The sequence below is a fragment of the Kineosporia babensis genome, assembly GCF_021129305.1.
In the GTDB taxonomy this organism is placed as follows: Bacteria; Actinomycetota; Actinomycetes; order Actinomycetales; family Kineosporiaceae; genus Kineosporia; species Kineosporia babensis.
Map to the genome: position 1 here is coordinate 97,700 of NZ_JAJOMB010000029.1, position 22,076 is coordinate 119,775.

The following is a 22,076-nucleotide window of genomic DNA, read 5'->3' on the forward strand; positions in this document are numbered from 1 at the left end:
CCACCGCACCATGGGTGAACAGAACCCCCAGGCCGTCACACCGCCGTGCGTCTCTCGGGAGGCCCTCGTGTACCAGCAGGAAACTGCTCCCCTGGCCGACAGTCTTGCCTGGTCGGCCCTCTTCGCCGCCGTCCCCTTGCTGGTGCTGTTCATCCTCCTGGGGGTGTTCCGGGTCAGAGCCTGGCTGGCCGCGGTGACCGGACTGGCGCTCTCGCTGCTGGTCGCCCTGGTGGTCTGGTCGATGCCCGCCGACCAGGCCTTCCTGGCCGCGAGCGAGGGGGCGGCGTTCGGTCTGTTCCCGGTGATGTGGATCGTGGTCAACGCCATCTGGGTCTACGAACTGACCCGTCGCTCGGGGCATTTCGACGTTCTGCAACGCACCTTCACCAACATCAGCCCGGACATCCGGATCCAGGGCGTGATCATCGCGTTCTGCTTCGGCGCGTTGCTCGAGGCCCTGGCCGGATTCGGTGCACCGGTGGCGATCTGCTCGGTGATGCTGGTGGCGATCGGCCTGAGCCCGATCAAGGCTGCCACCACGGCGCTGGTGGCGAACACTGCACCGGTGGCCTGGGGCGCGGTAGCCACGCCGGTGATCACGCTGGCACAGGTCTCCGGGTTGCCGTTGCGCGACGTCAGCGCGATGACCGGACGGCAGGTACCGTTCCTGGCCCTGATCGTGCCGTTCCTGCTGCTCTACCTGCTGGACGGCCGCAAGGGCCTGCGCGAGGTCTGGCCGCTGGCCGGGGTTGTCGCGGTCAGCTTCGCGGTGGCCCAGTTCGCAGTGTCCAACTACGGCCCGGTCGAACTCAGCGACATCGTGGCGGCGCTCGCCGCAGCCGGGGCCGCCCTGGTGTTCCTGCGCCGCTGGTCTCCCGCCGTGATCGAGACCACGATGGAGGACGACCGACGCACCGAAACCCCTCATCGAACCGAAGGTTCCGGGACCGAGCCGACCCAGGAAGAGCGTCTCTCATCGGTGGCAGTCGACGACACTCGTCGCGACCAGTATCTGGCGTTCGCCCCGTACGCCATTGTGATTGCACTGTTCAGCATCGTCGCGATTCCCCCCGTCAAGGAACAGCTTTCGAAGGCCACCATAACATTCGGCTGGCCCGGCCTGGAAATCGTCAGGCCGGACGGATCCGAACTGGCCCTGACCACCTTCAAGTTCGACTGGCTGGTGACCGGCGGCACGGTGCTGCTGCTGACCGGAGTCCTCACCGGCCTGGTCCTGAAGCTGGGCGTGGCCGACTGGGTGAAATGCTACGGCAAGGTCCTGATCCAGTTGCGCACGGCGATCCTGACCGTGGTTGCGGTCCTGGGCCTGGCCTACGTGATGAACACGTCCGGGATGACCGTGACCCTGGCAGCCTGGCTGGCCGGAGCGGGAAGCCTTTTCGCGCTGCTGTCACCACTGCTGGGCTGGTTCGGGACGGCGGTAACCGGCTCCGACACCTCGTCCAATTCACTGTTCGGGGCGTTGCAGGTCAGCGCAGCTGCCGAAACCGGCCTGGATCCGGTTCTTCTGGCAGCATCGAACGGATCCGGCGGAGTGCTGGGCAAGATGGTCAGCCCGCAGAATCTGGCCATCGGAGCAGCGGCGGTCGGCCTGGCCGGACGCGAGGGCGAACTGTTCCGCTCGGTCCTCAAGGCCACGCTGATCCTCCTGCCGGTGATGTGCCTGATCGTGGTACTACAGGCATCACCGGTGCTGTCCTGGATGGTGCCCTGAACCGATGCACCTCAGACCCAGATCACGTTAACCAGCAACGCTACCGAGCGACACCGACAACAGCACCGGCCGTTCACACACCGCCCGGAGACCAGCCCTGCAGAGCCCAAAAGACCCGTACATCAGCCAGGACTTCCCACCCCGCTCACCATCGTCCTGTCACCTCACGGCAACAGGCAGGACTTCCCCAGCCAGTCCCGAGCGTCCCGTTTTGTCGGTGGTCGGGTTTACTATGGTTTCGTCGCGGTGGAGATCCGCGATTCCTGTTGGGGGACGGGGTGTTCGGCGTGGGTTTACTAGCAGATGGACGCTTGGATCGGCGAGTTCCCGAGGAGCTCCTGGCCCTGGCCGGGTGGCTCCTGGAGGAGCTGGATCCGGCGACGGTGTCGATTCCCTGGTCGGACGAAGAGACCAAGATGCAGCCTGACTCCGGAGCCCTGAACCAGCCAGACCCAGGGGCAGGCGCCGAGAACGGCGCGAAGTCAGACGGCGAAACCATAGCGGCGAAAGATCCATTGACCGATGCAGACCCCAACGATGCAAGGCCGATCCGTACAGGGTCGATCGGCGTAGAGCCCGCCGACGCAGGGTCAATCAGCGCAAGTCCAATCAGCGCAGGGCCAATCAGCCGCAGGCGCACCGATGAACAGCCGGGCCAGACACCTGACCTCAGCCATCGTACGGCAGCCAGATCCGTCAATGAGCCGACCACAGAAGGCCCCGCATCGTCGGCCGCCGCCCTGAAAGCAGCCGCTGAACAAGGACGATCGAACGGATCGACGCCCAGCCACTGCGCCGACACAGCGTACGGACTCCTTGATCTTTCAGTACGGCAGGAGTGGATGATCCGGTCGTTGCAGGCCACCCGTATCAGGACCTTGGCACAGGCGGCCGGCATCATGCCCCCGGCTCAGCGTCGCGGAAGGTGGCGCCCCACCACCGCCGACATTGATGCCGTAGATCCGGCTGGGCGGATCTCGTCGCTGCAGCTGGCCTCGGCCCGGATCGCTCCCGAGGTGAACTGTCATCCCCGCACGTCCACCACGCTGCTGGAGCATGCTCGAGGCCTGGTGGAAGACCTGCCCACGATCATGGACCTGTTCTCCCGGGCCCAACTGGATCAGGCCCGGGCCGTGCTGATCACCCGCATGCTGCATCAGGGAGCCGAGCAGATCCCGGAGTTCGAGCCGGGCAGCGAGCGCTGGCGGATCACCGAGGCCATGATCGCCAGCCAGGCCCCCGGCCTGACCGCACGTGAGCTGGAGAACCTGATCAAGCGGCTCCTGCTGAAGCTCCAGCCGGACGGTGGTGACAGCGCGCATCGGCAGGCCCTGCTCAGCCGGCACGTGAGTTTCGAGGCCCTGGACGACGGAATGGCCCTGATCACGGCCATGGTCAGCGCCGATGTCGCACAGTTGCTGCACGGATTCCTGGATGCCGCCGCCGACGCCGCCAGAGACAGCGCCCGAGAAGCCGGTACGCCTGACCCTCGCACACATGACCAGCGTTGCGCGGATGCACTGGCGGCCCTCGTCCGGGCAGTCACCAACGGCATGGCGATTCCTCTGGCCAACGATCCCGGCCAGAGCAGCACGAACTCCGGAGCGGGAGATCCGAACGCCCAGGATCCGAACACCCAGGCCGGTACCAGTGACCGCGAACAGACCACGGACCAAGATGGCCGCCCGACTGCTACGGCCTCAGTACCCGCAGCGGTGAAGCTGCCTCGATCGTTCCAGCAGCCGCATGGGCCCATCGGCGGCCAGTGCCCGTCGACCCCGCATGAGGTCGTCCAGGCCTGGCGGCAGATCCTCGACCTCAACGGCGCCGCCAGCCGGAAGACCCTGCTGAACATCACGATCACCGATGCCAGCCTCCTGGGTCTGGACACCACTCCCGCTCTCCTGCACGGTCATGGCCCGATCGCCCCGGCCTTGGCCCGGCGCCTCGGCGTGGCACCGGCCCAGATCAACCTCATCGTCTTACCCGAAGCCTGCAGCCATCCCGAAGCCTGCAGCCACCCCGAGGCACACACCGGCAGGGCCCCAACGCTCGCTCAGGAGATGAAGTCCCCGAAACCCTCAAGGCCCAGCCGACCAGACGAAGCCGTCTCCGCAGCACAGCCCTGCCCCGTCGGCCTTGATCACACTTTGCCTGCCTTCAACCGCTACCGCCCCGGCCGCACTCTGACCAATCTCATCGCCTCGCTGTACCCCACCTGCACTTTCCCCGGCTGCACCACCCCAACCACACGCTGCGATCTTGACCACCTCAAACCCTTTGACCAAGGCGGCTTTACCTGCGTCTGCAACATCCGGCCGGCTTGTCGAGGACACCACCGCATCAAAACCTTCGGAGGCTGGAGCACGCGCCCGGCCCGGGCCGACGACCCGTATCCGCCCGGCAGCATCATCTGGACCGCGCCCGACGGAAGCCGGCACCACACCCCGCCGCCAGCCCTACCCGGCATGCCCGGCTGGAGCTTCCCGGCAGCAGAACCCGAAACCGAACCAACAACCCAAACCCTGTCCAAGGTCGACCTCATGCCCGCCGACGAACGCACCACTCGGCGAACCCGCCGCTGGCAGAACGACCTGAACTGGTGGAACGCCTACAAGCAGCGCCTACGCCGAGAAGCAGAACGCCGCGGCCGGGAGAACCCACCGCCGCTGCGCAGGCCACCTCACGCGCCCTGGGGCGAAAGCCACGAGCGCGTGGCAGGTCTCGGCGAACCGCCCTTCTGACGGTGCACCCCGCCTCAGCCCAGTTCGACCTCGGCCTAGTTCGACCTCAACGATCCAACTCAGCCGGAGCCAGAGCCGAATGCCGACCGAACTCACGCACCGCCCGCTCCACGTCACCACGGTCCAGCACCTCCAGCAGTTCCTGATGCCACTGCGCGGTGCGGTGCAGATCGCCGACGTGGAACGGGTCACCGATCACACCGAGCAGATAGAAACTCGACTCCAGCACCGTCCAGGCACGCAGCAGATAAGCATTGCCACCGGCCTCGACCACATGCCGATGGAACGACAGATCAGCTTCCCGCAGGGCAAACGCATCGTCCGCCGCAGCCGCCGTACGCATCGCCGCGACGTCGAGCGCCAGCAGTTCCCGAGCAGCCGGGGACCAGGCCTCGAGTGCCTGGCGAGCAGCCTCAGCCTCCAGCACCGCGCGCACCCGGCGGGCCGAGGCGGCCTCGTCCTCGGAGATCTCCGCGACGTAGTTGCCCCGCCGGGCCTGATAGACCGCCAGACCTTCGTGCACGAGCCGCTTCACCGCGTCGCGCACCGGCGCCTGGCTGACCCCGAGCCGCCGCGCGATCTCAGATTCCACCAGTCGCTGACCAGGCTCCATCTCACCGCGCACGATCGCACTGCGCAGATGCCGATGCACCTGGTCCGACAACAACTCGGTGTTCATCCTCGGCCCGGTGTTCACTCCAGGCTCAGGGGCAGAGACAGTCACAGCACTCTCCTATCAGGCGTTGACAAGTCTAGACCGGATTCCTAGATTCTCGACTATCGATAGTCGAGGAACCGCCCCGAAACCCAAGGAGATGCAACGGTATGCGACTTCTTCGCCTCGGCCCCGCGGGCTCCGAGAAGCTTGCAGCCCTGGATGACGACGATCGCGCGCACGATCTCACCGGCATCGTCGAGAGCCTGGTCCCCACCCCGGAGAACCTGCAGGCCATCCGCGAGGCCGTGACCTCCGGCCGACTGCCCGAACTGTCCACCGGGCAACGGGTCGGCGCCCCGATCCCCCGGCCGGGCAAGATCGTCTGCATCGGCCTGAACTACCGCGACCACGCCGCCGAGACCGGGGCCGCCATCCCGCCGGAGCCGGTGCTGTTCATGAAGGCCCCGAACACCGTGGTCGGCCCCGAGGACACCGTCCTGGTCCCACGCAACTCGGTGAAGACCGACTGGGAGGTCGAACTCGCCCTGGTGATCGGCCGGACCGCGCGCTACCTGGACTCGGCCGAGGATGGCCTGGCCTGCATCGGCGGGTACGCGATCTCGCACGACGTCTCCGAGCGCGAGTTCCAGATCGAGCGGGGCGGCACCTGGGACAAGGGCAAGAACGCCGAGACGTTCAACCCGTTCGGGCCCTGGATCGTGCCCGCCGACCAGATCGAGGACCCGCAGAACCTGGCCCTGAAGCTGTGGGTGAACGGGGAACTGAAGCAGGACGGCAAGACCTCGGACATGATCTTCGAAGTGGGCGAGATCGTGCATTACCTCAGCCAGTTCATGGTGCTGGAGCCCGGTGACGTGATCAACACCGGTACTCCGGCCGGCGTCGCCCTGGGCCGGCCCGACCCCAAGCCGTATCTGCGGGCCGGTGACGTGGTGGAACTCGAAGTCGAAGGACTCGGACGGCAGCGACAGGTATTGGAGCAGGCATGAGCGAGTACGCGGGCGTGAGAGCGATCGTCACCGGCGGGGCCTCCGGCATCGGCCGGGCCACCGCACTGGAGCTTCAGGCCCGCGGCGCGAAGGTGGCGGCGCTGGACCTGAAACCCGGTGAGGACGCAGGCATCTCCCAGGTCAGCTGTGATGTGTCCGACCAGGCCTCGGTAGAGGACGCGGTCACCAAGACGGCGGCGCTGCTGGGCGGGATCGACGTGGTGGTGAACAACGCCGGAATCGGCGCGCGCGGCACCATCGAGGACACCCCCGACGAGACCTTTCTGGCCCTGCTGAACGTGAATGTGCTGGGCGCGGTACGGGTCACCCGGGCCGCGCTGCCCTGGCTGCGGCAGTCCCGGTCGCCGGTAGTGGTGAACACCGGATCGATCGCGGCCTGGACCGGGCTGGAGCAGCGGGCCGCCTACAGCACGTCCAAGGGCGCCCTTCATGCCCTCACGCTGGCCATGGCCACCGACCACGTGCGCGAGGGCATCCGGGTGAACTGCGTTCAACCGGGTACCGCCGATACGCCCTGGGTACAGCGGCTTCTCGATACCGCGGCCGACCCGGCGGCAGAGCGAGCGGCCCTGGACGCCCGCCAGCCGCTGGGCCGACTGGTCGCGGCCGACGAGGTGGCCCACGCCATCTGCTACCTGGCCAGCCCCAAGGCCGGCTCCACCACCGGCGCCGTGCTGGCGGTGGACGGCGGATCGCACACGCTGCGGCCCATCCCCCAGTAGGTCGAGGGAGTAGCTGATGCTTCCCCAGAATCGTCTCGGATTCGGTTCCGCCGCGATCGGCAATCTGTACACCACCGTCGATCCGTCAACCGCTCAGCAGGCCGTGGAAACCGCCTGGGAAAACGGCATTCGCTACTTCGACACCGCCCCGCACTACGGTCTGGGCCTGGCCGAGAAACGCCTCGGCGCCGCTCTGGCGCAGTACCCCCGCGACGATTACGTACTCTCGTCCAAGGTCGGCCGACTGCTCGTCCCCGCCCATCAACGCTCAGCCGTTGAGCACGGATTCGAGGTGGACGAACCCCTGCGCCGAGTCTGGGACTTCAGCCGCGACGGGGTGCTGCGCTCGATCGAACAGAGCCTGACCCGGCTGAGCACCGACCGCCTGGACATCGTCTACCTGCACGACCCGGACGACCACTGGCCGCAGGCCGTCGGAGAAGCCGCCCCGGCCTTGGCCGGCCTGCGCGACCAGGGCGTGATCCGGGCCTTCGGCGCCGGGATGAACCAGTCGGCCATGCTGACCCGGTTCGTCCGGGAGACCTCGGTCGACGTGGTGCTTCTGGCCGGGCGACTGACCTTGCTGGACTCGTCTGCCACGAAGGATCTGCTCCCAGCCGCCCGGGAACATGACGTAACCGTCGTGGCCGCCGGCGTCTTCAATTCTGGTTTGCTGGCCCGGCCTCGACCTGCTCAGAACGCCAAGTACGACTACGTACAAGCACCCGCCGAACTCATCACCCGGGCCAGGGCCATTGCCGACGTCTGCACCACCCACGGCGTCACTCTGCCCGAGGCCGCAATCGCCTATCCGCTCAGATTTTCCGAGGTGACCAGCGTGCTGCTCGGCATGCGCAGCCCGACCGAGGTGACCGAGAACGTCCGCTGCTACGAGGTTTCGGTGCCCGAGGCGCTCTGGGAAGATCTGGCCGGGAAAGGATTGACGGGAGCCTGAAACCAGGTTCAAGGTGCATTCGGGCCAGACCTCGCCGAAGCTGAGACGGTGAAGCTCAAGACACTGGTCAAGCCGGTGGCACTGACCACCGGCCTGATGCTTGCCGGCACCGCAGCAGGCCGCCCAGAAGACCCGGCCACGGTCCGCGCCGCCCGCACGGTGCAGGGCCCGGACCGCAAGCGCCTGCTCGCCCTGGCCGCCGTGGATGCAGCCGTTTATGTCAGCTTCTCCTACGCCTACTTCCGCCGCCGCAGCCCGGTGCTGGCTGCCGCCTGGACCGCCACCGATGCCACCGTCACGGCCGTCGCACTGCCTCTGCTGGCCCGGCACGACAAGTCCGCCGCCGCGGCGCTGCTGCCGCAGGCTGCCTGGCTGAGCCTGGCCACCCCGGTGGCGATCTACCAGGCGCAGGCCAATCCGGACCCGATCTTCGGCGACCGGCTGGTAACCCGCTGACCTCGCTCAACCTCCTGCTCCAGGAGGTCAAGGTTGGCGGAGGAAGCGGTTAAGTCCTGCCCAAGCCGCTTCACCCGGCCTGGCGACCGTGCCCATACTCGGCGACGTGCGTCCTCCTCGAGTTGATCTGCCCACCACCGTGAGCGCCCACGCCCGTGTTCTGGCGTTGTCGGCCTTCCTGCTGTCAGCGTTCCTGCTGTCCGCTTGCAGCGGTGGCGACTCCGAAGCCACACCCCGCCCCAGCTCGGACAGCACGAGCAGCGAGGAGTCCAAGGGCGCGGCCTGTGAGAAGTACCGCGCTCTGTCCGCGCAGGTCGAGACGGCGAGCGCCGCGGCCAACGCGGTCACGGTCAGCAGCGAGGAAGACGGCCAGAAGGTCACCGAGCTGATGACCAAGGTCAGCGAGCTCACCGAGCAGGCCGATGCGGCCTACGCCCTGTGCTACGCCGAAGGCGCCCAGCCTCAAAATTCCCCGTAGACCGGTGTCAGACTGCTAGGCCCGAACGATGATGTGGAGGCCAAGCGATGACCCATCCCCCGAGTTGCGTGCTGGTGGCGGCGGACAAGTTCAAAGGCTCACTGGACGGAGCTACCGCCAACGCAGCCATCGCCAGGGGCCTGCAATCCGCCCTGCCCGATGCTGAAGTGCGGGTACGCGGGGTGGCCGACGGGGGCGACGGAACGCTGGCGGTGCTGCTGGACAACGGTTTCGAGGCCGTTCCGGTAGACGTGGCGGGCCCGACGCTGCTCCCCCGTCGCTCGGTGATCGGCCATCGCGGCGACGAGGCGTTCGTAGAGCTGGCTGAGATCTGTGGCATCGTTCAGCTCCCCGGTAAGCGGCTGGACGGCATGCACGCGAGCACCTGGGGTCTGGGCCTGGCTGTCAGGGCAGCGCTGGACCTTGGGGTACGACGAATTCACCTGGCCATTGGCGGTAGCGCCTCCACCGATGGCGGGCTGGGGTTGCTCGCGGCGCTCGGCGCGGTGGCGACCGATGCCGACGGGGAATTGGTGACGCACGACGCGGCTGGGCTGCTCAAGGTCACCGATGTGGATCTGTCGGGTCTCGACCAGCGACTTACGGACGTCGAGATCATCGCCGTGACGGACGTCCGTAATCCCCTCACCGGGCCTGACGGCGCCGCCCACGTCTACGGACCGCAAAAAGGCCTTACCCCCGAACAGATCCTCGCCGTCGACGCGGCAATGGCGCGGTGGTCGGATCTGCTGGGCAACGATCCGAATGTCCCGGGGACGGGCGCGGCTGGTGGAGTTGGGGCCGGAATCCTGAGCGGGCTGCAAGGTCGTCTAACGCCCGGGGCACCATTTGTTTTGGACGCTGTGGGCTTCGATCGCGCGCTGGCGGGGGCGGAGTTGGTGGTTACCGGAGAAGGCTCGTGGGACGAGCAGAGCCTGCACGGTAAAGCCCCGGCCGAGGTTCTGCGCCGGGCGCACGCCGCCGGTGTCCCCACTGCAATCGTTGCCGGCCGGGTGGCCAGCCGCGAGGGTCTCGATCTGCTGGGGGTCAGCTCGGTATCCGCGCTGATCGACCTGGCCGACGGCGACGCGAGCCGGGCGATGGGTGAGGCCGAAGCGCTTCTGGAACGAGCGGGAGCCGAGCTGGGGCGAGAACTGGCGCAGAAACGTCCATAGTTCTCATTTGGCCCTCATCTTCGCCTGTGATCATGCCGTTCGTGGATTTCGGATTCGGCAAGAAGGCCGGCAAGGGTTTCAAGAAGCGGGCCGACAACTGCGGTGACACCTGCTCGTGCGGTGGCTGCGACCTGTTCCTGATCGGCAAGGTCCTCACGCTGTTCGCCCTGCAGGCACCACCGAGATCTCACCGCCCCTCGTCCCTGGGCAGCCGCACCGGCCTGCGGCTGATTCGTCTCTACCAGAAGGCTCTTTCACCGCGTCTGCCCACCCGCTGCCGGTACGAGCCGAGCTGCAGCCGGTACGGCTATCAGGCGGTGCAGCGCTACGGCCTGGTCACGGGCGCCCGGCTGATCGCGGGCCGGATCAGCCGGTGCACCCGCTCCACTCCCTACGGCACCCCGGACCCGCTCTCCTGAACCAGAACCGGCCTAGAACGGATACGTGGGCAGGTCGCCACGCAACGTCACCCACTGCGTCTCGGTGAACGCCTCGATGTTGGCCGCGGCCCCACCGGCCCGCGCACCCGTCCCGGAAGCGCCCAGACCGCCGAACGGCGCTACTGCCTCGTCGTTCACGGTCTGGTCGTTGATGTGAACCAGCCCCGTCGGGATCCGCTCGGCCAGCGCCAGCCCGGCGTAAACGTCCTTGGTCAAAATACCCAGCGACAGACCGTACTCGGACCCGGCGGCCAAGGCGAGGACCTCGTCCGTTGATCCGAAAGCAGTTACCGGGGCCACCGGCCCGAAGATCTCCTGCTGGTAGGCGGGCGCTTGCTGCGGCACCCGGGCGAGCACGGTGGGCTGATAGAAGAGCCCTTCGTACGAGCCGCCGGTGAGCAGTTCCGCCCCGGCCGTGACGCTCTGGGCGACCAGGTCGTGCACCCGGTCGCGCTGCCCTGCATCGATCAGCGGGCCGAGCGCCACCTGCTCGCGAAACGGGTCTCCCACCGGGAGTTTCTGCACCCGGTCGGCCAGGGCGGTGGCGTAGGCATCGGCGATCGACTCGTGCACCAGATGCCGGCTGGTGGCCATGCAGATCTGGCCGGAATTGAGGAACGAGCCCCAGGCCCCCACCGCAGCGGCCTTCTCGACATCCACGTCGGGCATCACGATCAGGGCCGAGTTCCCGCCGAGCTCCAGATGCACGCGCTTGAGGTGCTGCCCGGCGATCGCTCCGACCGCCCGCCCGGCCCGGGTCGACCCGGTGAAGGCGATCACCCGCACCTGCGGTGCCACGATCAGCGCCTCGCCCACGTCCGCCCCGCCGGGCAGTACCTGCAGCACGCCCTCGGGCAGCCCGGCCTCCTCGAACACCCGGGCGAAGATCGCACCACCGCAGATCGCCGTGCGCGGATCAGGTTTCAGGATCACCGCGTTGCCCAGGGCCAGCGCGGGAGCCATCGCCCGGATCGCCAGGATCGTGGGCACGTTGAACGGAGCGATCACCCCGACCACGCCTACCGGCAGCCGGCGGGCGAAACTCAGCCGGGGGTCGCCGGTCCGGAGCAGTTCGCCGTACGGATGGCTGGGCAGGGCCGAGGCCTCGTAGCACTCCTGCGCGCTGGTGTGCACCTGAAAATCGCCGAACGGCGGGATCGTGCCTGCTTCCCGCGAGAGCCAGCCCTTGATCTCGTCCGCGTTGGCGGACAGCAGATCACCCGCCCGGCGCAGTACGGCAGCACGTTCCTCGAACGGTCTACGCGCCCAGTCCTGCTGAGCGGCAGCGGCTCTCGATGCTGCTTCGGTGACGTCGTCCGGGGTGGCCCGGCCGACCGCGGCGATGATCTGCCCGGTCGCGGGTTCCACCGCATCGTAGGCTCCGCCGGATCCGTTCACCCAGCGGCCCGTCCAGATCTTGCCGTGCCACTCATGTCCCGATGACTCGCCCAGCAACATAAGCTCAGCCCTTCCATCCAGGTTGCGCCAGCATAGAGCCCCCAAGTTCAAGACCCGGTAGTTCAAGAGCCGGACGGGTTCTGCCGACTTCGGATGGGTGGAGGCGGCGAAGGTGGTGTCTGAGTCCAGTTCGGTGTTCGACGAGCAGCGGATCCGCGCGGTCGAAGGCACTGGCCTGTTGCACCGGCCGTCGGTACCCGGACTGGACCGGCTCACCCGCCTGGCCGCCCGGCTGCTGAATGCCCCGGTTGTGCTGGTCTCCCTGGTCACCGGCGAGCGCCAAGTGTTCGTCAGCCAACTTGGCCTACCCCAGCCCTGGAGCGAGGCCGGCGAAACCGCCCTGACCCACTCGTTCTGCCAGCATGTAGTCGACAACGACGCTCCCCTGGTGATTTCGGACGCCCGTGAGGACTCGGTGCTCCGCTCCAACCTGGCCATTCCAGATCTCGGCGTGATCAGCTACGCGGGCATGCCGATTCGTCTGGACGACAGCACTTACGGCTCGTTCTGCGCGATTGACGGGGAGCCTCGCGAATGGACGCGTCAGGAACTGGACATCCTGGAGGACCTGGCCGCGGCCGTGGCTTCGGAGATCGCCCTGGAGCGGGCAGCCCGGGAAGCCCAGGAGTCCTCGTCCACGTTCCGGGCGATCCTTACGGCGACCAATGACGCTTACCTATCGGTGGATTACGACGGGGTGGTCCTGGAGTGGAACCCCGCTGCGGAACGGCTGTTCGGCTTCGATCGCGACGTCGCCATCGGTAGCCGCCTGGCCGAGTTGATCATTCCGGCCGGCGAGCAGAACGCCTTCACCGATACGCTTTTCCCACCGGACGACGGGAGCGGATCCCCCCTGCACGAACGGGTCGAGCTGCTGGCCATCGACCGACAGGGCCGCACCTTCCCGGTCGAGATCTCCGCGCAGGTCACCCGGACCGGCGTGCGCCCGATCTGTCACGCGTTCGTCCATGACATCAGTGCTCGCCGGGCCGGACAGGACGAACTACGCCGCCAGGCCGAGCTGATCGACGCTGCTCCGGCCGCGATCATCGTGCGGGACATGGACGGCACGATCCGCTCCTGGAACCGGGGCGCCGAGGAGATGTACGCCTGGCCCGCCCAGGCGGTGATCGGCCGCAACATCCACCGGCTGCTGAACACGGGTTTTCCCAAGGGTCTTCCGGAGATCGAGAGCCAGCTGCTGAGCACCGGCCGCTGGCAGGGTGAGCTCCGGCATCGTCGCTCCGACGGAACGCCGGTGGTGGCGCTCAGCCAGCACGTGCTGCGCTCCACCGCCGACGGCACCGGTCACGAGGTGATCGAGACCAACACCGACATCACCGAGCGCCGCCATGCCGAGGAACGTCTGGGGGCCAGCGAACGTCAGTTCCGCGTGCAGTTCCACCAGGCGACGATCGGGCAGACGATCGTGGGCCTGGACGGACGCTACATCCGGGTGAACGACGCCTATGCCCGGATGCTCGGCTACTCCAGCGATCAGATGATCGGTATGTCGAACGCCGAACTGACCCATCCCGACGACGTCCATCGCGCCACCCGTCAGCTGGCCGGCCTCTACTCCGGTGAGTACGACTCCTACGAGCACACCAAGCGCCTGCTGCACCGGGCCGGGCACTCGGTGGATGCGCAGGTCGGCGTGCGTCTGGTGCGGGACGCGCAGGGCCAGCCGCTGCACCTGATCGGGTTCTTCCAGGACATCACCGCACAGCTCGTGGTGCAGCGGGAACGCGACGAGGCGCTGGCCACCCTGGGCCGGCGCAACCATCAGCTGGAGGACACGAACCACGAGCTCGAAGGCGCCAACCAGCTCAAGATCGACCTGATGGGCATGCTCTCGCACGACATCGGGGCACCGCTGAGCACCGTCCTGGGCTACGGCGAGGTGCTCTCCGAGCACGAGACCCCGCAGGTCGGCGAGGCGGCCACGAAGATCGTGAAGGCAGCCCAGCGGATCGACCAGCTCCGGCTGAACGTGCTGGAGATGTGCAGCCAGAACACCAGCAAGCTACAGGTCAGCCGGGCGGTGGTGCAGCTGCGCCGGGCGCTGCGGGAAGTGGTCGAGGCGAGCGAGCAGACAGTGCCGGTGACCTGCCCGGAACACGTTGCGGTGCTGGTGAATCCCGAGCACCTGCAGCAGATCGTCACCAATTTCCTGACCAACGCCAAGAAGTACGGTGGGGGCGCCACCGCGGTCACGGTGACCACCGAGTCCGGCTTCGCCACGATCGGAGTGCACGACGCCGGACCTGGAGTACCTGAGGACGTTCGTGCGCACCTTTTCGATCGCTACACCAGGGCCGCTGATGCCGGGAAGGGCGGAACCGCCGGGCACGGCCTGGGTCTGCACATCGTCGCCAGCCTCGCCGAGGCGAACGGCGGAAGTGTCGGACACCGGGACACCCGGCCCCAGGGCAGTGTGTTCACTCTGAGCCTGGAACTGGCGCACTGACGACTGGATCAACCGACGGCATTTGCCCGGTTAGCGACGATCTCCTGCTGTAAGTTAGCCTTGCCTAACTTACTAGAACCGCACTCTGTTCACTGAGGCTGCGGCCGACAAGGAGATCTCTCGTGCCCGTTCCTGCACCGGCTCTTACATCAGTCGGTCTGTCCCGCCGCGGCCTCCTGTTCGGTGCGCTGGGTGCGGGCGCTCTGGGCGTCGGGACCCTGCTGAGCGCTTGCGGAGGTGGGAGCGACGCCGCCGACCCGTCTGCCGACCCGTCGGGAAGTGCGTCAGGCAACTCAGGTGGTTCAGGGACCGCAGACTTCCCGGTCACCGTCGAGGGGGCCGAGGGCCCGGCCACGGTCGAGAAGAAGCCCGAGCGCGTGCTGTCGGTCGGCTATCTGCGCGACACCGACATTGCCCTGGCCCTAGGCGCGACCCTCGTCGCGGTCCCGAACAACGCGGTCTTCGAGAACGGCCTGGCACCCTGGCAGCAGGAAGCCGCCTCTGTGGAACGCTTCGACACCACCGACGGCCTGCCCTACGAAAAGCTGGCCGCCTACACCCCCGACGTCATCCTGGCCTCGGACGACTACACCCTCCCGCAGGACTACCCGACGCTGACCAAGATCGCCCCGACCCTGGGCTACCAGACCGGCCCGGGTGCCGACTCCTGGCAGGACATGACCACCCGCGCCGGCCAGGTACTGGGTCTCGGAGACCAGGCCACCGAGGCGATCACCCGGACCGAGAAGGCGATCGAGGACGCGAAGGCCGCCAGCCCGGGCCTCGAGGGCAAGACCTTCGTCTTCGGCCCGGTCCAGGGCCTCGACTCGATCCACTCGATCAGCAACGAGAAGGATGCCAGCGCCCAGTTCTTCAGCCAGTTCGGGATGACGCTCTCCCCCGGGATCACCGCGCTGCCCGACAGCGAGACCCCGGGCCGGGCGATCATCTCCCCGGAGCGGATGGAGCTGCTGGAGGCGGACGTCCTGATCCTGACCTACGCCGACGACGCAGCCAAGAGCCAACTGGAGGAGCAGAAGCTGTTCCAGAACCTGGACGTGGTCAAGCGGGGCTCGTACGTGGCCCTGACCATGAACGATGCGATTGCCCTGGGCTTTCCCTCGGTGCTGAGCATCCCTTACGGCCTGGAGAACGTGCTGCCCAGGATCGTCGAGGCAGCCGGGAAGTCTGAGTAGACCAGGAAGTCCTGAGACGATCGTTGCCGGGGCATACTGTTCACGTGACGTTTGAGCTCATCGGCGGCCCGGAAAAGCGCGACATCATCCAGGTAGGGTATAGCGACTCCTGGCCGTCGATGTTCCAGCTCGAGCACGACCGCATTGTCGGTGCCCTGGGTGAAAAAGCCATCCGGGTAGACCATGTCGGCTCTACGTCGGTACCCGGCCTGACCGCCAAACCGATCATCGACATCGACGTCAGCGTGTCCGACGTCGAGGACGAGACCGCATACCTGCCCGCCCTGGAAGCAGCCGGTTACCAGCTGCGAGTGCGTGAGCCCGGCCATCGCCTGGTGCGCACCCCCGACCGCTCGGTGCACGTGCACATCTGCACGGCCGGCAGCGAGTGGGAGCGCAGCCACCTGCTGTTCCGCGACTGGCTGCGCAGCGACCAGTCCGACCGGGACGCCTACGCGGCCCTGAAACAGCAACTGGCCAAGCGCGACTGGCCCGACATGAACGCCTACACCGACGCCAAGACCTCACTGATCGTCGTGATCATCGACCGAGCCGAATCCTGGGCCGCCGCCACCGGCTGGGCCGTCTGAGCACCCCAGCAGCCCCGGCCACCCCGCAAGATCCGTCCACTCAGCAAGACCCGGCCCACCCCAGCAAAGACCCAGCCTCCAACCCCTAAGCGAGCCCAGTCACCCGCATGGTGATGTTGACCCGACCCCGATCCAGCCCGCACCCCCGCGGCGCCGTTCCCGGATAGACCTTCGGGATCCCGTGATAGGCCAGCCGCGAGGGTCCGCCGAACACGAACAGGTCCCCCGAAGCCAGGTCGATGTCCTGGTACGGCTGCCCGCGATTCTCCGTGTTCCCGAACCGGAAGCGGCAGGTGTCCCCGATCGACAGCGAGACCACCGGAGCCCGCGACACCTCGTCCCGGTCCTGATGCATCCCCATCCGCGCCGCATCGTCGTAGTAATTCACCAAGGCGGTGTCCGGCGTGTACTCAGCCTCCGCCAACCCCGCCTCGGTCTCCTCCGCAAAACCCACCTCAGCCCCCACCTCAGACCTCACCTCCGCCAGCGCCTTACGCCCCAGCCGCACCATCCAGTCCGGGAAGTCGAGCACCCGATTCCCGTTCACGTCCACGGCCTCGCGGGTGTACTGGTAGGGCCGCCAATGCCACCCCAGGCAGACCGTCTTCACGCTCATCTCGTGCCCGTTCACCACAGCGCCCCGGATCGGCACCGGCCCAGCACTCCACTCCCGAAATCGCGCCGCCAGCCAGGCCTGCTGTTCCAGCGTGAGCCACCCCGGCACCCAGTACGCCCCCGGCGCCACCTCCCGCCGAGGCCGTTCCATCAACTCCTCACCGAACAGCATGCTCACCCTCGCGACTCCTTCCAGGCCCCGTATTGCACCGGCAGACAGGCTCCGCACGGACGATACCCAGCCGCGACCGCCACCGCCTCGGAAGCGAAGAACACCCGGTACTTCACATACCCACCCCGCGCAATCGCCCGCAGCGCACTCGGGCAGTCCAGCCGTCCGTACACCTTCTGGCGACGGTGCCCACCCAGCAGCCCTGGCACGTCCGACCGGTACTGCCGTCCATCGACCCCGAGCAGCCGATAGCCGACGCGTTCTCGAGATCTCCTCACATTAGGTAGACGCTCGGGCCACCCCCAAACGTGAGGTCGCGCCCCCAAAGATTCTCGGGAGCCGGGGGCCGAGCGAGGGCACCCATTACCGCCTGAACTGAATGTTGGGGTCGAGCCGGCGCTTGGTACACCGGTGGGGGTGCGAGTTCCGTCAACCGAAGCCGGGAACCGCCCCAGGCAGCTTATTGAAAATGGTTCTCAATCCATCTAAGGTCTGCGCATGCCCGACGTCCCGATCCTGACCGTCACCTCGATCGACCCCGTACTGCGCGACAGCGCCATCGCCGCCCTGCTCCTGGACCTTCCGGAAGCCGTGGCCGTGCGCCACGACATCACGCCCGACGGCCTGCTGCACCGCGTCGTCCACGACTGGTCCAGCGTCCGCGACCGGCACACCCAACCCCTGGAACACGGCTGTCTGTCCTGCGCGCTGCGCGCCGACCTGCTTCCCGTCCTGCGGGGGCTGGTCAACGGCCCGTCGAACCCGGCCGAGAAACCGGCCCAGATCATCGTCGGGCTTCCGGTCAGCGCCGAGCCGCACCCCCTGGTACACGCCGTTCAATCCTGGCCAGGCGCCGCTCTGGTACCGGGTGCGAGGGCCGCGGCAGTCATCGCGACCGCCTCTCCGGCAACCTTGTTCGAAGATCTCTTCGGCGACGACCTGCTCGCCGAGCGCGGTCTGGAACTCAACCCCGACGATCGGAGGGCGGTCGGCGAAGCCCTGGCCACTCAGCTCGAATACGCCGACGCCATCCTGTTCGACGCACCGGCCGGGCCGCGTGAGCACCAGCTGCTCGACCACCTGACGAGCGTCCGGCAGGCAAGAAGCGTTATCACGGAAGCGGATTCAAGCGATTTGCTCAGGATCAACCGCTCACCGGACGACCCGCGCGGCGATCTGCTCCGCCTGCCTGACAGCAGAACGCCCAGCGGCAGAACGCCCGAAATCAAGGACGTCTGGTCGCTCGACCTGCACTCACACAAGCCGTTTCACCCCGGCCGGCTGCACACCGAGCTCGAATCACTCGGCCAGGGCCCGATTCGCGCACGCGGTACCTTCTGGCTACCGGGGCGCCCCGATGTTGTCGGAATTTGGGACGGGGCCGGCGGCCAGTTGAGCATCGGGGCCGCCGGCACCTGGCCCGGTTCCGTGCGCTCGACGCGACTGCAGGTCACCGGCATCGGCCCGCAGCGCGAAAGCATCCAACGCGCCTTCAGCCGGGCCCTGATGACCGACCACGAGATGCAGCAGGGCTTGAGCCGGTGGGACACCATCGACGACGGATTCGGCCCCTGGCTGGGCGATGCGGACATCGACGACCTCAGCGCCTGACCCTCGCTGGAAAGGACGGCAAGGCCGAGATGAAGCCTGGAATCCACCCGGTACCGGCCGGGTCGCCCGCTTCGAAAGGCGGTACAAGAAGCAGTAAGGACGCCCGGCACCCGAAGTTCTACCTGGGGTAACGCCGATCGTGCTCGCCCGCCGCTTCCCGGCGACGCCGTTCCCGCCGCGTTTCCCCGGTGTCCCAGTTGCCCGGCCCCGAAGTCGGGTGTGCCTGTCCAGACTCCCGCGGCGAGGATGCCACGATCACCGCAGCCACGGCCGTCGTGACCGGGATGGACAGGATCAGGCCGATCGAGCCGACCAGGGTGCGCACGATCTCCTCGGCAATCGCACCGCTGGTCAGCACCTGCCCCAGCGGCTGGTGGTAAAGATCGATCAGGATCAGGGTGGGCAGGGCCGCACCGGCATAGGCGAACGCGATGGTGTAGACCGTGGACGCCAGGTGATCCCGCCCGACCCGCATGCCGCTGACGAACAGTTCGCGGAACCCCAGGTCCGGAGCATAGGCCCGGACCTCCCAGACCGCCGAGGCCTGGGTGATCGTGACGTCGTTCAGCACGCCCAGGCCCGCCACGATGATGCCGCACAGGATCACACCGGACAGATCGGCGTCCCCGGTCAGCTGAGCCAGGGTGGAGTTCTCCTCGGAACTCAGGCCGTTGAGATGCCCGATGCTCGACGCCCAGTGGGCCAGGCCGGCCATCAGGGCCAGGCCGAAGATCGTGCCGAGCAGCGCCGTGGTGGTCTTGGCGGAGAAGCCGTGCGCCAGGTACAGCACGATCGTCATGACCGCGATCGAGCCGACCATGGCCACGGCGATCGGATCCTCACCCAGCCGCAGCGCCGGCAGCATGAACTTGATGACGGCGAAGTAGCTCAGCCCGAGACCGAGTATCGCCGCCAGTCCCCGCAACCGGCCGACCGCCACTACAAGCACCGCGAACGCCACCGCCAGCAGCCCGAGCGGGAGCGACCTGGAGAAGTCCATCCAGGCGTAGACCGTGCCGTCGTCCAGCGCTCCTGGGATCTCCGCGGCCGCCTCCGCATCGCCGATGATCTCCGCCGGATAGCGAGCTACCTGGATGCTGTCACCCGGGCTGATACCGGAACGGTAGACCTGCGGTGGAATCTGCACGGTGGTTGATTCCCCCTCATCCGGTCCGGCCTCGATCCGGACATCAACCGAGGCGCAGAGCGTGGTGGCCGGGATCGTCCCGTCCGCCTGCCGGTCAGCGGACGAACCCTCGCACTCGAAGGTCGAGGCCTTCGTGACGGTGGCCGCATAAACGTCCTCTGAGACATCCCCCAGCGACGACACCGGCCGAGCAACCGTCGGCGTACCCGTGGGCCAGAGGATCACCAGACCGGCCACCGTGGCCAGGAGCATGGGCACAAGAACCAGAAGCAACCAGGTGAGCGCCCGCCGGCCGATCTTGAAGTCCTCAGAACTGTGCGCCTGACCGTGCGCGTGATGGGAGCCCATGAGCGCTGAAACTAATGAGAACGCTTTTCAGTGTCCAGACGACGCCCGACCACGCGCCCTCTCCACTCGTCCGATCCAGTCAGATCCCCGCCAGATCCAGCGCCACGGTGACCGCCCCACAGGCCCCCATCAACCCCACGACGAACCCGGGCTTGCCCTCGGACATCCGCGCCCGCCGAGTCGCCCGCCAGTACAGCGCCATTCCGATCAGGAGCAGCGCCACCTCGACCAGCAACGCCACTTCACCCAGCTTCCACAACCCCAGACCCATCCGCGGTAGGTCGCCGAGGTTGCCCGGCAACACCGGCATGTCCGGCCGATGCACCACAAGATCAAGCAGCCAGTGCGAGAACACCACCGCACCGATCACCAGGCCCGAACGCCGGCCCCACCAGTGCATTGCCACCCACCCCGTCAGCACCGCGATCAGCAACGCCCCGATCAGCGAGTGGGTGTAGTCCGCATAGATGTAACTCTCGCCGTAGCCGCCAACGGTACCCGGCACGTCTTCCATGTACTCGATGCCGGTGAGCAAGAGCGGCACGAACAGAACGTCGAGCCACACGGTCGCCAGCATCAACGCCCACAGCGGCGTGCGCTGCTCAGCAGCCTTGACTGCGGCAGCCACCCCGAAATGCCCGGTGATCACCTCGGCACCTCGCTTCCAGAGCCAGAACCGACCCTGGGCGGGCGAGGCCATGGCAACCGCGAGTCCAGCACGCCGATGAGCGCCGCAAACAACAGAGTCCCCAGAACGAAAGCCATGACTCCCCTCCCATGACCGCCAGGCTTTCCCGGCAGCTAGCTAAGTGAACAGAAGTTGCATTAGCTGCGCTGATGGAAGACTACGTCAGAGATCATCACAAACGCAACTGGAGTTCTATTAATGGCAGAAGGTGTCGCCGGCTCGGTCAGGCCGGGAGGTCGCACGGCCCGTACCCGCGAAGCGGTCATGGGCGCACTCGTGGAGGAGCTTTCCGAGCACGGCTACTCGGGCACGTCGATGGAACGCATTGCCACCCGGGCCGGCGTGGCCAAGACGACGCTGTACCGGCGCTGGGGCGGCGTGGACCAGATCGTGGTCGAACTCTTCACCGATGCCACCGCTACGGCCATTCCGGTGCCGGACACCGGCAGCTTCGAAGGAGATCTGCGAGAACTGACCCGCAGCGCCGTCGGCCTCCTGCTCGATCCGCTCGCCCGGGCGATCTTCGACATCGTCGTAGGTGAAGCTGTGCACAACCCCGTAGCCCGCACTGCCCTCACCCAGTTCTTCGACCGGCGGGTGCGAGGCGGCGCCATCGTGGTCGAACGAGCAGTGCAGCGCGGAGAAGTCCCCGCCGACACTGATCCGGCCGAGGTGATCCGCCAGGCCGGAGCACCGTACTTCGCACGCATCTATGTCACCGGCGATCCGATCAGCCTTCAAGACGCAGATCGCGCGGCCTCGGTCACCGCCCTCGCCGCCCGTGAGGGCCTGTTCCCCCTACAAGCCACGAGCCCTGCCGGTTAAGCATCAGAACGGCGGTTCGTCGAGATCGGACTCGATGCCGGTGCTTTCGCCCCAAGGAGCATGCGGCGGCCGGTTCACCGGTGGTGGCTTGCGCGTAGCCTGGCGCTGCGCCAGAAGCCGAGCCTGGTAGTCCTGCAGGGCCTGATCGCGGTTGTACTGATACTCGATCCGACGCTGCCAGCGACGCAGCCGCAGTGACGCGCGCTCCGCGGAAGACATGGCATCTTCGCGAGAAGTGCGACCAGGACGACCCGCTCCCGGCAAGTCCTCGGGTTCGATGGTGGCCTCCGACTCGCTCGCTGCCGTGCGGGCAGCCTGTCCACTCGCTGCTTCGCGGGCCAGTGGAAGACTCCAGCCAGGCATCCCGGGCAGGCAGGGCGGAGCGCTGTCGTGGTGAGCGCCCTCAGGAGTCGTCCAGATGATCGTTCCCGGCGGATAAGGTTCGCCGGGACGCGCGCGACGCGCCTGCCATCCTCCGAACGTCTTTACCCGGTGATGCTTTCGGCAACAAGGGTGCAAATTGCAGACGCACGTTCGGCCTCCTCGTCCGAACGGGATCAGA

Annotated in this window: 21 protein-coding genes; 14 read left to right on the top strand and 7 right to left on the bottom strand. The window is 67.3% G+C overall.

Going from position 1 to position 22,076, the window contains the following annotated elements:
- The first annotated feature begins 67 nt into the window (after window positions 1-67).
- Window positions 68-1,735, top strand: a complete 1,668-nt coding sequence (locus LR394_RS36475) for an L-lactate permease (RefSeq protein ID WP_231449256.1) — start codon at window positions 68-70, stop codon at window positions 1,733-1,735.
- Complete coding sequence (locus LR394_RS36480; RefSeq protein ID WP_231449257.1) at window positions 1,681-4,479, top strand: HNH endonuclease signature motif containing protein; 2,799 nt, start codon at window positions 1,681-1,683, stop codon at window positions 4,477-4,479. The genes LR394_RS36475 and LR394_RS36480 overlap by 55 nt, the downstream gene beginning before the upstream one ends.
- A gap of 46 nt (window positions 4,480-4,525) precedes the next feature.
- Here the strand turns inward: LR394_RS36480 and LR394_RS42450 are convergent, their stop codons facing one another.
- A complete protein-coding gene (locus LR394_RS42450) occupies window positions 4,526-5,203 on the bottom strand; it encodes a GntR family transcriptional regulator (protein ID WP_331283131.1) in 678 nt (225 codons plus the stop codon).
- A gap of 101 nt (window positions 5,204-5,304) precedes the next feature.
- On the opposite strand from LR394_RS42450, the gene LR394_RS36495 reads away from it, so the two are divergent.
- The 7 genes from LR394_RS36495 to yidD all read left to right on the top strand — a co-directional run bounded on the left by LR394_RS36495 (window position 5,305) and on the right by yidD (window position 10,373).
- Entirely contained in the window at window positions 5,305-6,147 is an 843-nt protein-coding gene (locus LR394_RS36495) for a fumarylacetoacetate hydrolase family protein (RefSeq protein WP_231449258.1), read from the top strand.
- Window positions 6,144-6,890 (top strand): SDR family NAD(P)-dependent oxidoreductase, encoded by a 747-nt coding sequence (locus LR394_RS36500; protein WP_231449259.1) that lies wholly within the window; start codon window positions 6,144-6,146, stop codon window positions 6,888-6,890. Before LR394_RS36495 ends, LR394_RS36500 begins: the two co-directional genes overlap by 4 nt.
- Window positions 6,891-6,906: 16 nt before the next feature.
- Window positions 6,907-7,845 carry an aldo/keto reductase gene (locus LR394_RS36505; RefSeq protein ID WP_231449260.1) on the top strand — a complete coding sequence of 313 codons (939 nt, stop codon included), beginning with the start codon at window positions 6,907-6,909 and terminating at the stop codon, window positions 7,843-7,845.
- Window positions 7,846-7,893: 48 nt separating this feature from the next.
- A complete protein-coding gene (locus LR394_RS36510; protein ID WP_231449261.1) occupies window positions 7,894-8,301 on the top strand; it encodes a tryptophan-rich sensory protein in 408 nt (135 codons plus the stop codon).
- 106 nt (window positions 8,302-8,407) lie between these two features.
- Window positions 8,408-8,779, top strand: coding sequence for a hypothetical protein (locus LR394_RS36515; RefSeq protein WP_231449262.1), 372 nt, complete (start codon window positions 8,408-8,410; stop codon window positions 8,777-8,779).
- 47 nt (window positions 8,780-8,826) lie between these two features.
- Window positions 8,827-9,954: a glycerate kinase gene (locus LR394_RS36520; protein WP_231449263.1), complete on the top strand. Its 1,128-nt coding sequence runs from the start codon at window positions 8,827-8,829 to the stop codon at window positions 9,952-9,954.
- 41 nt (window positions 9,955-9,995) lie between these two features.
- Entirely contained in the window at window positions 9,996-10,373 is a 378-nt protein-coding gene (yidD, locus tag LR394_RS36525; RefSeq protein ID WP_231449264.1) for a membrane protein insertion efficiency factor YidD, read from the top strand.
- Window positions 10,374-10,385: 12 nt separating this feature from the next.
- Here the strand turns inward: yidD and LR394_RS36530 are convergent, their stop codons facing one another.
- Complete coding sequence (locus tag LR394_RS36530; protein WP_269330357.1) at window positions 10,386-11,852, bottom strand: aldehyde dehydrogenase family protein; 1,467 nt, start codon at window positions 11,850-11,852, stop codon at window positions 10,386-10,388.
- A gap of 115 nt (window positions 11,853-11,967) precedes the next feature.
- On the opposite strand from LR394_RS36530, the gene LR394_RS36535 reads away from it, so the two are divergent.
- The 3 genes from LR394_RS36535 (at window position 11,968) to LR394_RS36545 (ending at window position 16,108) form a co-directional block, all read left to right on the top strand.
- A complete protein-coding gene (locus LR394_RS36535; RefSeq protein ID WP_231449266.1) occupies window positions 11,968-14,322 on the top strand; it encodes a sensor histidine kinase in 2,355 nt (784 codons plus the stop codon).
- A gap of 122 nt (window positions 14,323-14,444) precedes the next feature.
- Window positions 14,445-15,518, top strand: a complete 1,074-nt coding sequence (locus LR394_RS36540; protein WP_231449267.1) for an ABC transporter substrate-binding protein — start codon at window positions 14,445-14,447, stop codon at window positions 15,516-15,518.
- Window positions 15,519-15,562: 44 nt separating this feature from the next.
- On the top strand, window positions 15,563-16,108 hold the full coding sequence (locus LR394_RS36545; RefSeq protein WP_231449268.1) for a GrpB family protein: 546 nt from the start codon (window positions 15,563-15,565) through the stop codon (window positions 16,106-16,108).
- Window positions 16,109-16,193: 85 nt separating this feature from the next.
- Here LR394_RS36545 and LR394_RS36550 read toward each other — a convergent pair whose 3' ends face one another.
- Both LR394_RS36550 and LR394_RS36555 read right to left on the bottom strand, forming a co-directional pair.
- Window positions 16,194-16,895, bottom strand: a complete 702-nt coding sequence (locus tag LR394_RS36550) for an alpha-ketoglutarate-dependent dioxygenase AlkB family protein (protein ID WP_231449279.1) — start codon at window positions 16,893-16,895, stop codon at window positions 16,194-16,196.
- Between the two features lie 2 nt (window positions 16,896-16,897).
- Window positions 16,898-17,173 carry an Ada metal-binding domain-containing protein gene (locus LR394_RS36555; protein ID WP_231449269.1) on the bottom strand — a complete coding sequence of 92 codons (276 nt, stop codon included), beginning with the start codon at window positions 17,171-17,173 and terminating at the stop codon, window positions 16,898-16,900.
- 313 nt (window positions 17,174-17,486) lie between these two features.
- On the opposite strand from LR394_RS36555, the gene LR394_RS36560 reads away from it, so the two are divergent.
- On the top strand, window positions 17,487-18,506 hold the full coding sequence (locus LR394_RS36560; protein ID WP_231449270.1) for a GTP-binding protein: 1,020 nt from the start codon (window positions 17,487-17,489) through the stop codon (window positions 18,504-18,506).
- A gap of 118 nt (window positions 18,507-18,624) precedes the next feature.
- Here LR394_RS36560 and LR394_RS36565 read toward each other — a convergent pair whose 3' ends face one another.
- Together LR394_RS36565 and LR394_RS36570 are read right to left on the bottom strand one after the other, a co-directional pair.
- Window positions 18,625-20,001: a YibE/F family protein gene (locus tag LR394_RS36565; protein ID WP_231449271.1), complete on the bottom strand. Its 1,377-nt coding sequence runs from the start codon at window positions 19,999-20,001 to the stop codon at window positions 18,625-18,627.
- A 79-nt stretch (window positions 20,002-20,080) separates the two neighbouring features.
- Window positions 20,081-20,650 carry a hypothetical protein gene (locus LR394_RS36570; protein WP_231449272.1) on the bottom strand — a complete coding sequence of 190 codons (570 nt, stop codon included), beginning with the start codon at window positions 20,648-20,650 and terminating at the stop codon, window positions 20,081-20,083.
- A 303-nt stretch (window positions 20,651-20,953) separates the two neighbouring features.
- Between LR394_RS36570 and LR394_RS36575 the strand changes: the two genes are divergently transcribed.
- Window positions 20,954-21,514 (top strand): TetR/AcrR family transcriptional regulator, encoded by a 561-nt coding sequence (locus LR394_RS36575; RefSeq protein WP_231449273.1) that lies wholly within the window; start codon window positions 20,954-20,956, stop codon window positions 21,512-21,514.
- A gap of 3 nt (window positions 21,515-21,517) precedes the next feature.
- Here LR394_RS36575 and LR394_RS36580 read toward each other — a convergent pair whose 3' ends face one another.
- Window positions 21,518-21,733, bottom strand: a complete 216-nt coding sequence (locus LR394_RS36580) for a hypothetical protein (protein WP_231449274.1) — start codon at window positions 21,731-21,733, stop codon at window positions 21,518-21,520.
- Window positions 21,734-22,076: the final 343 nt, after the last annotated feature.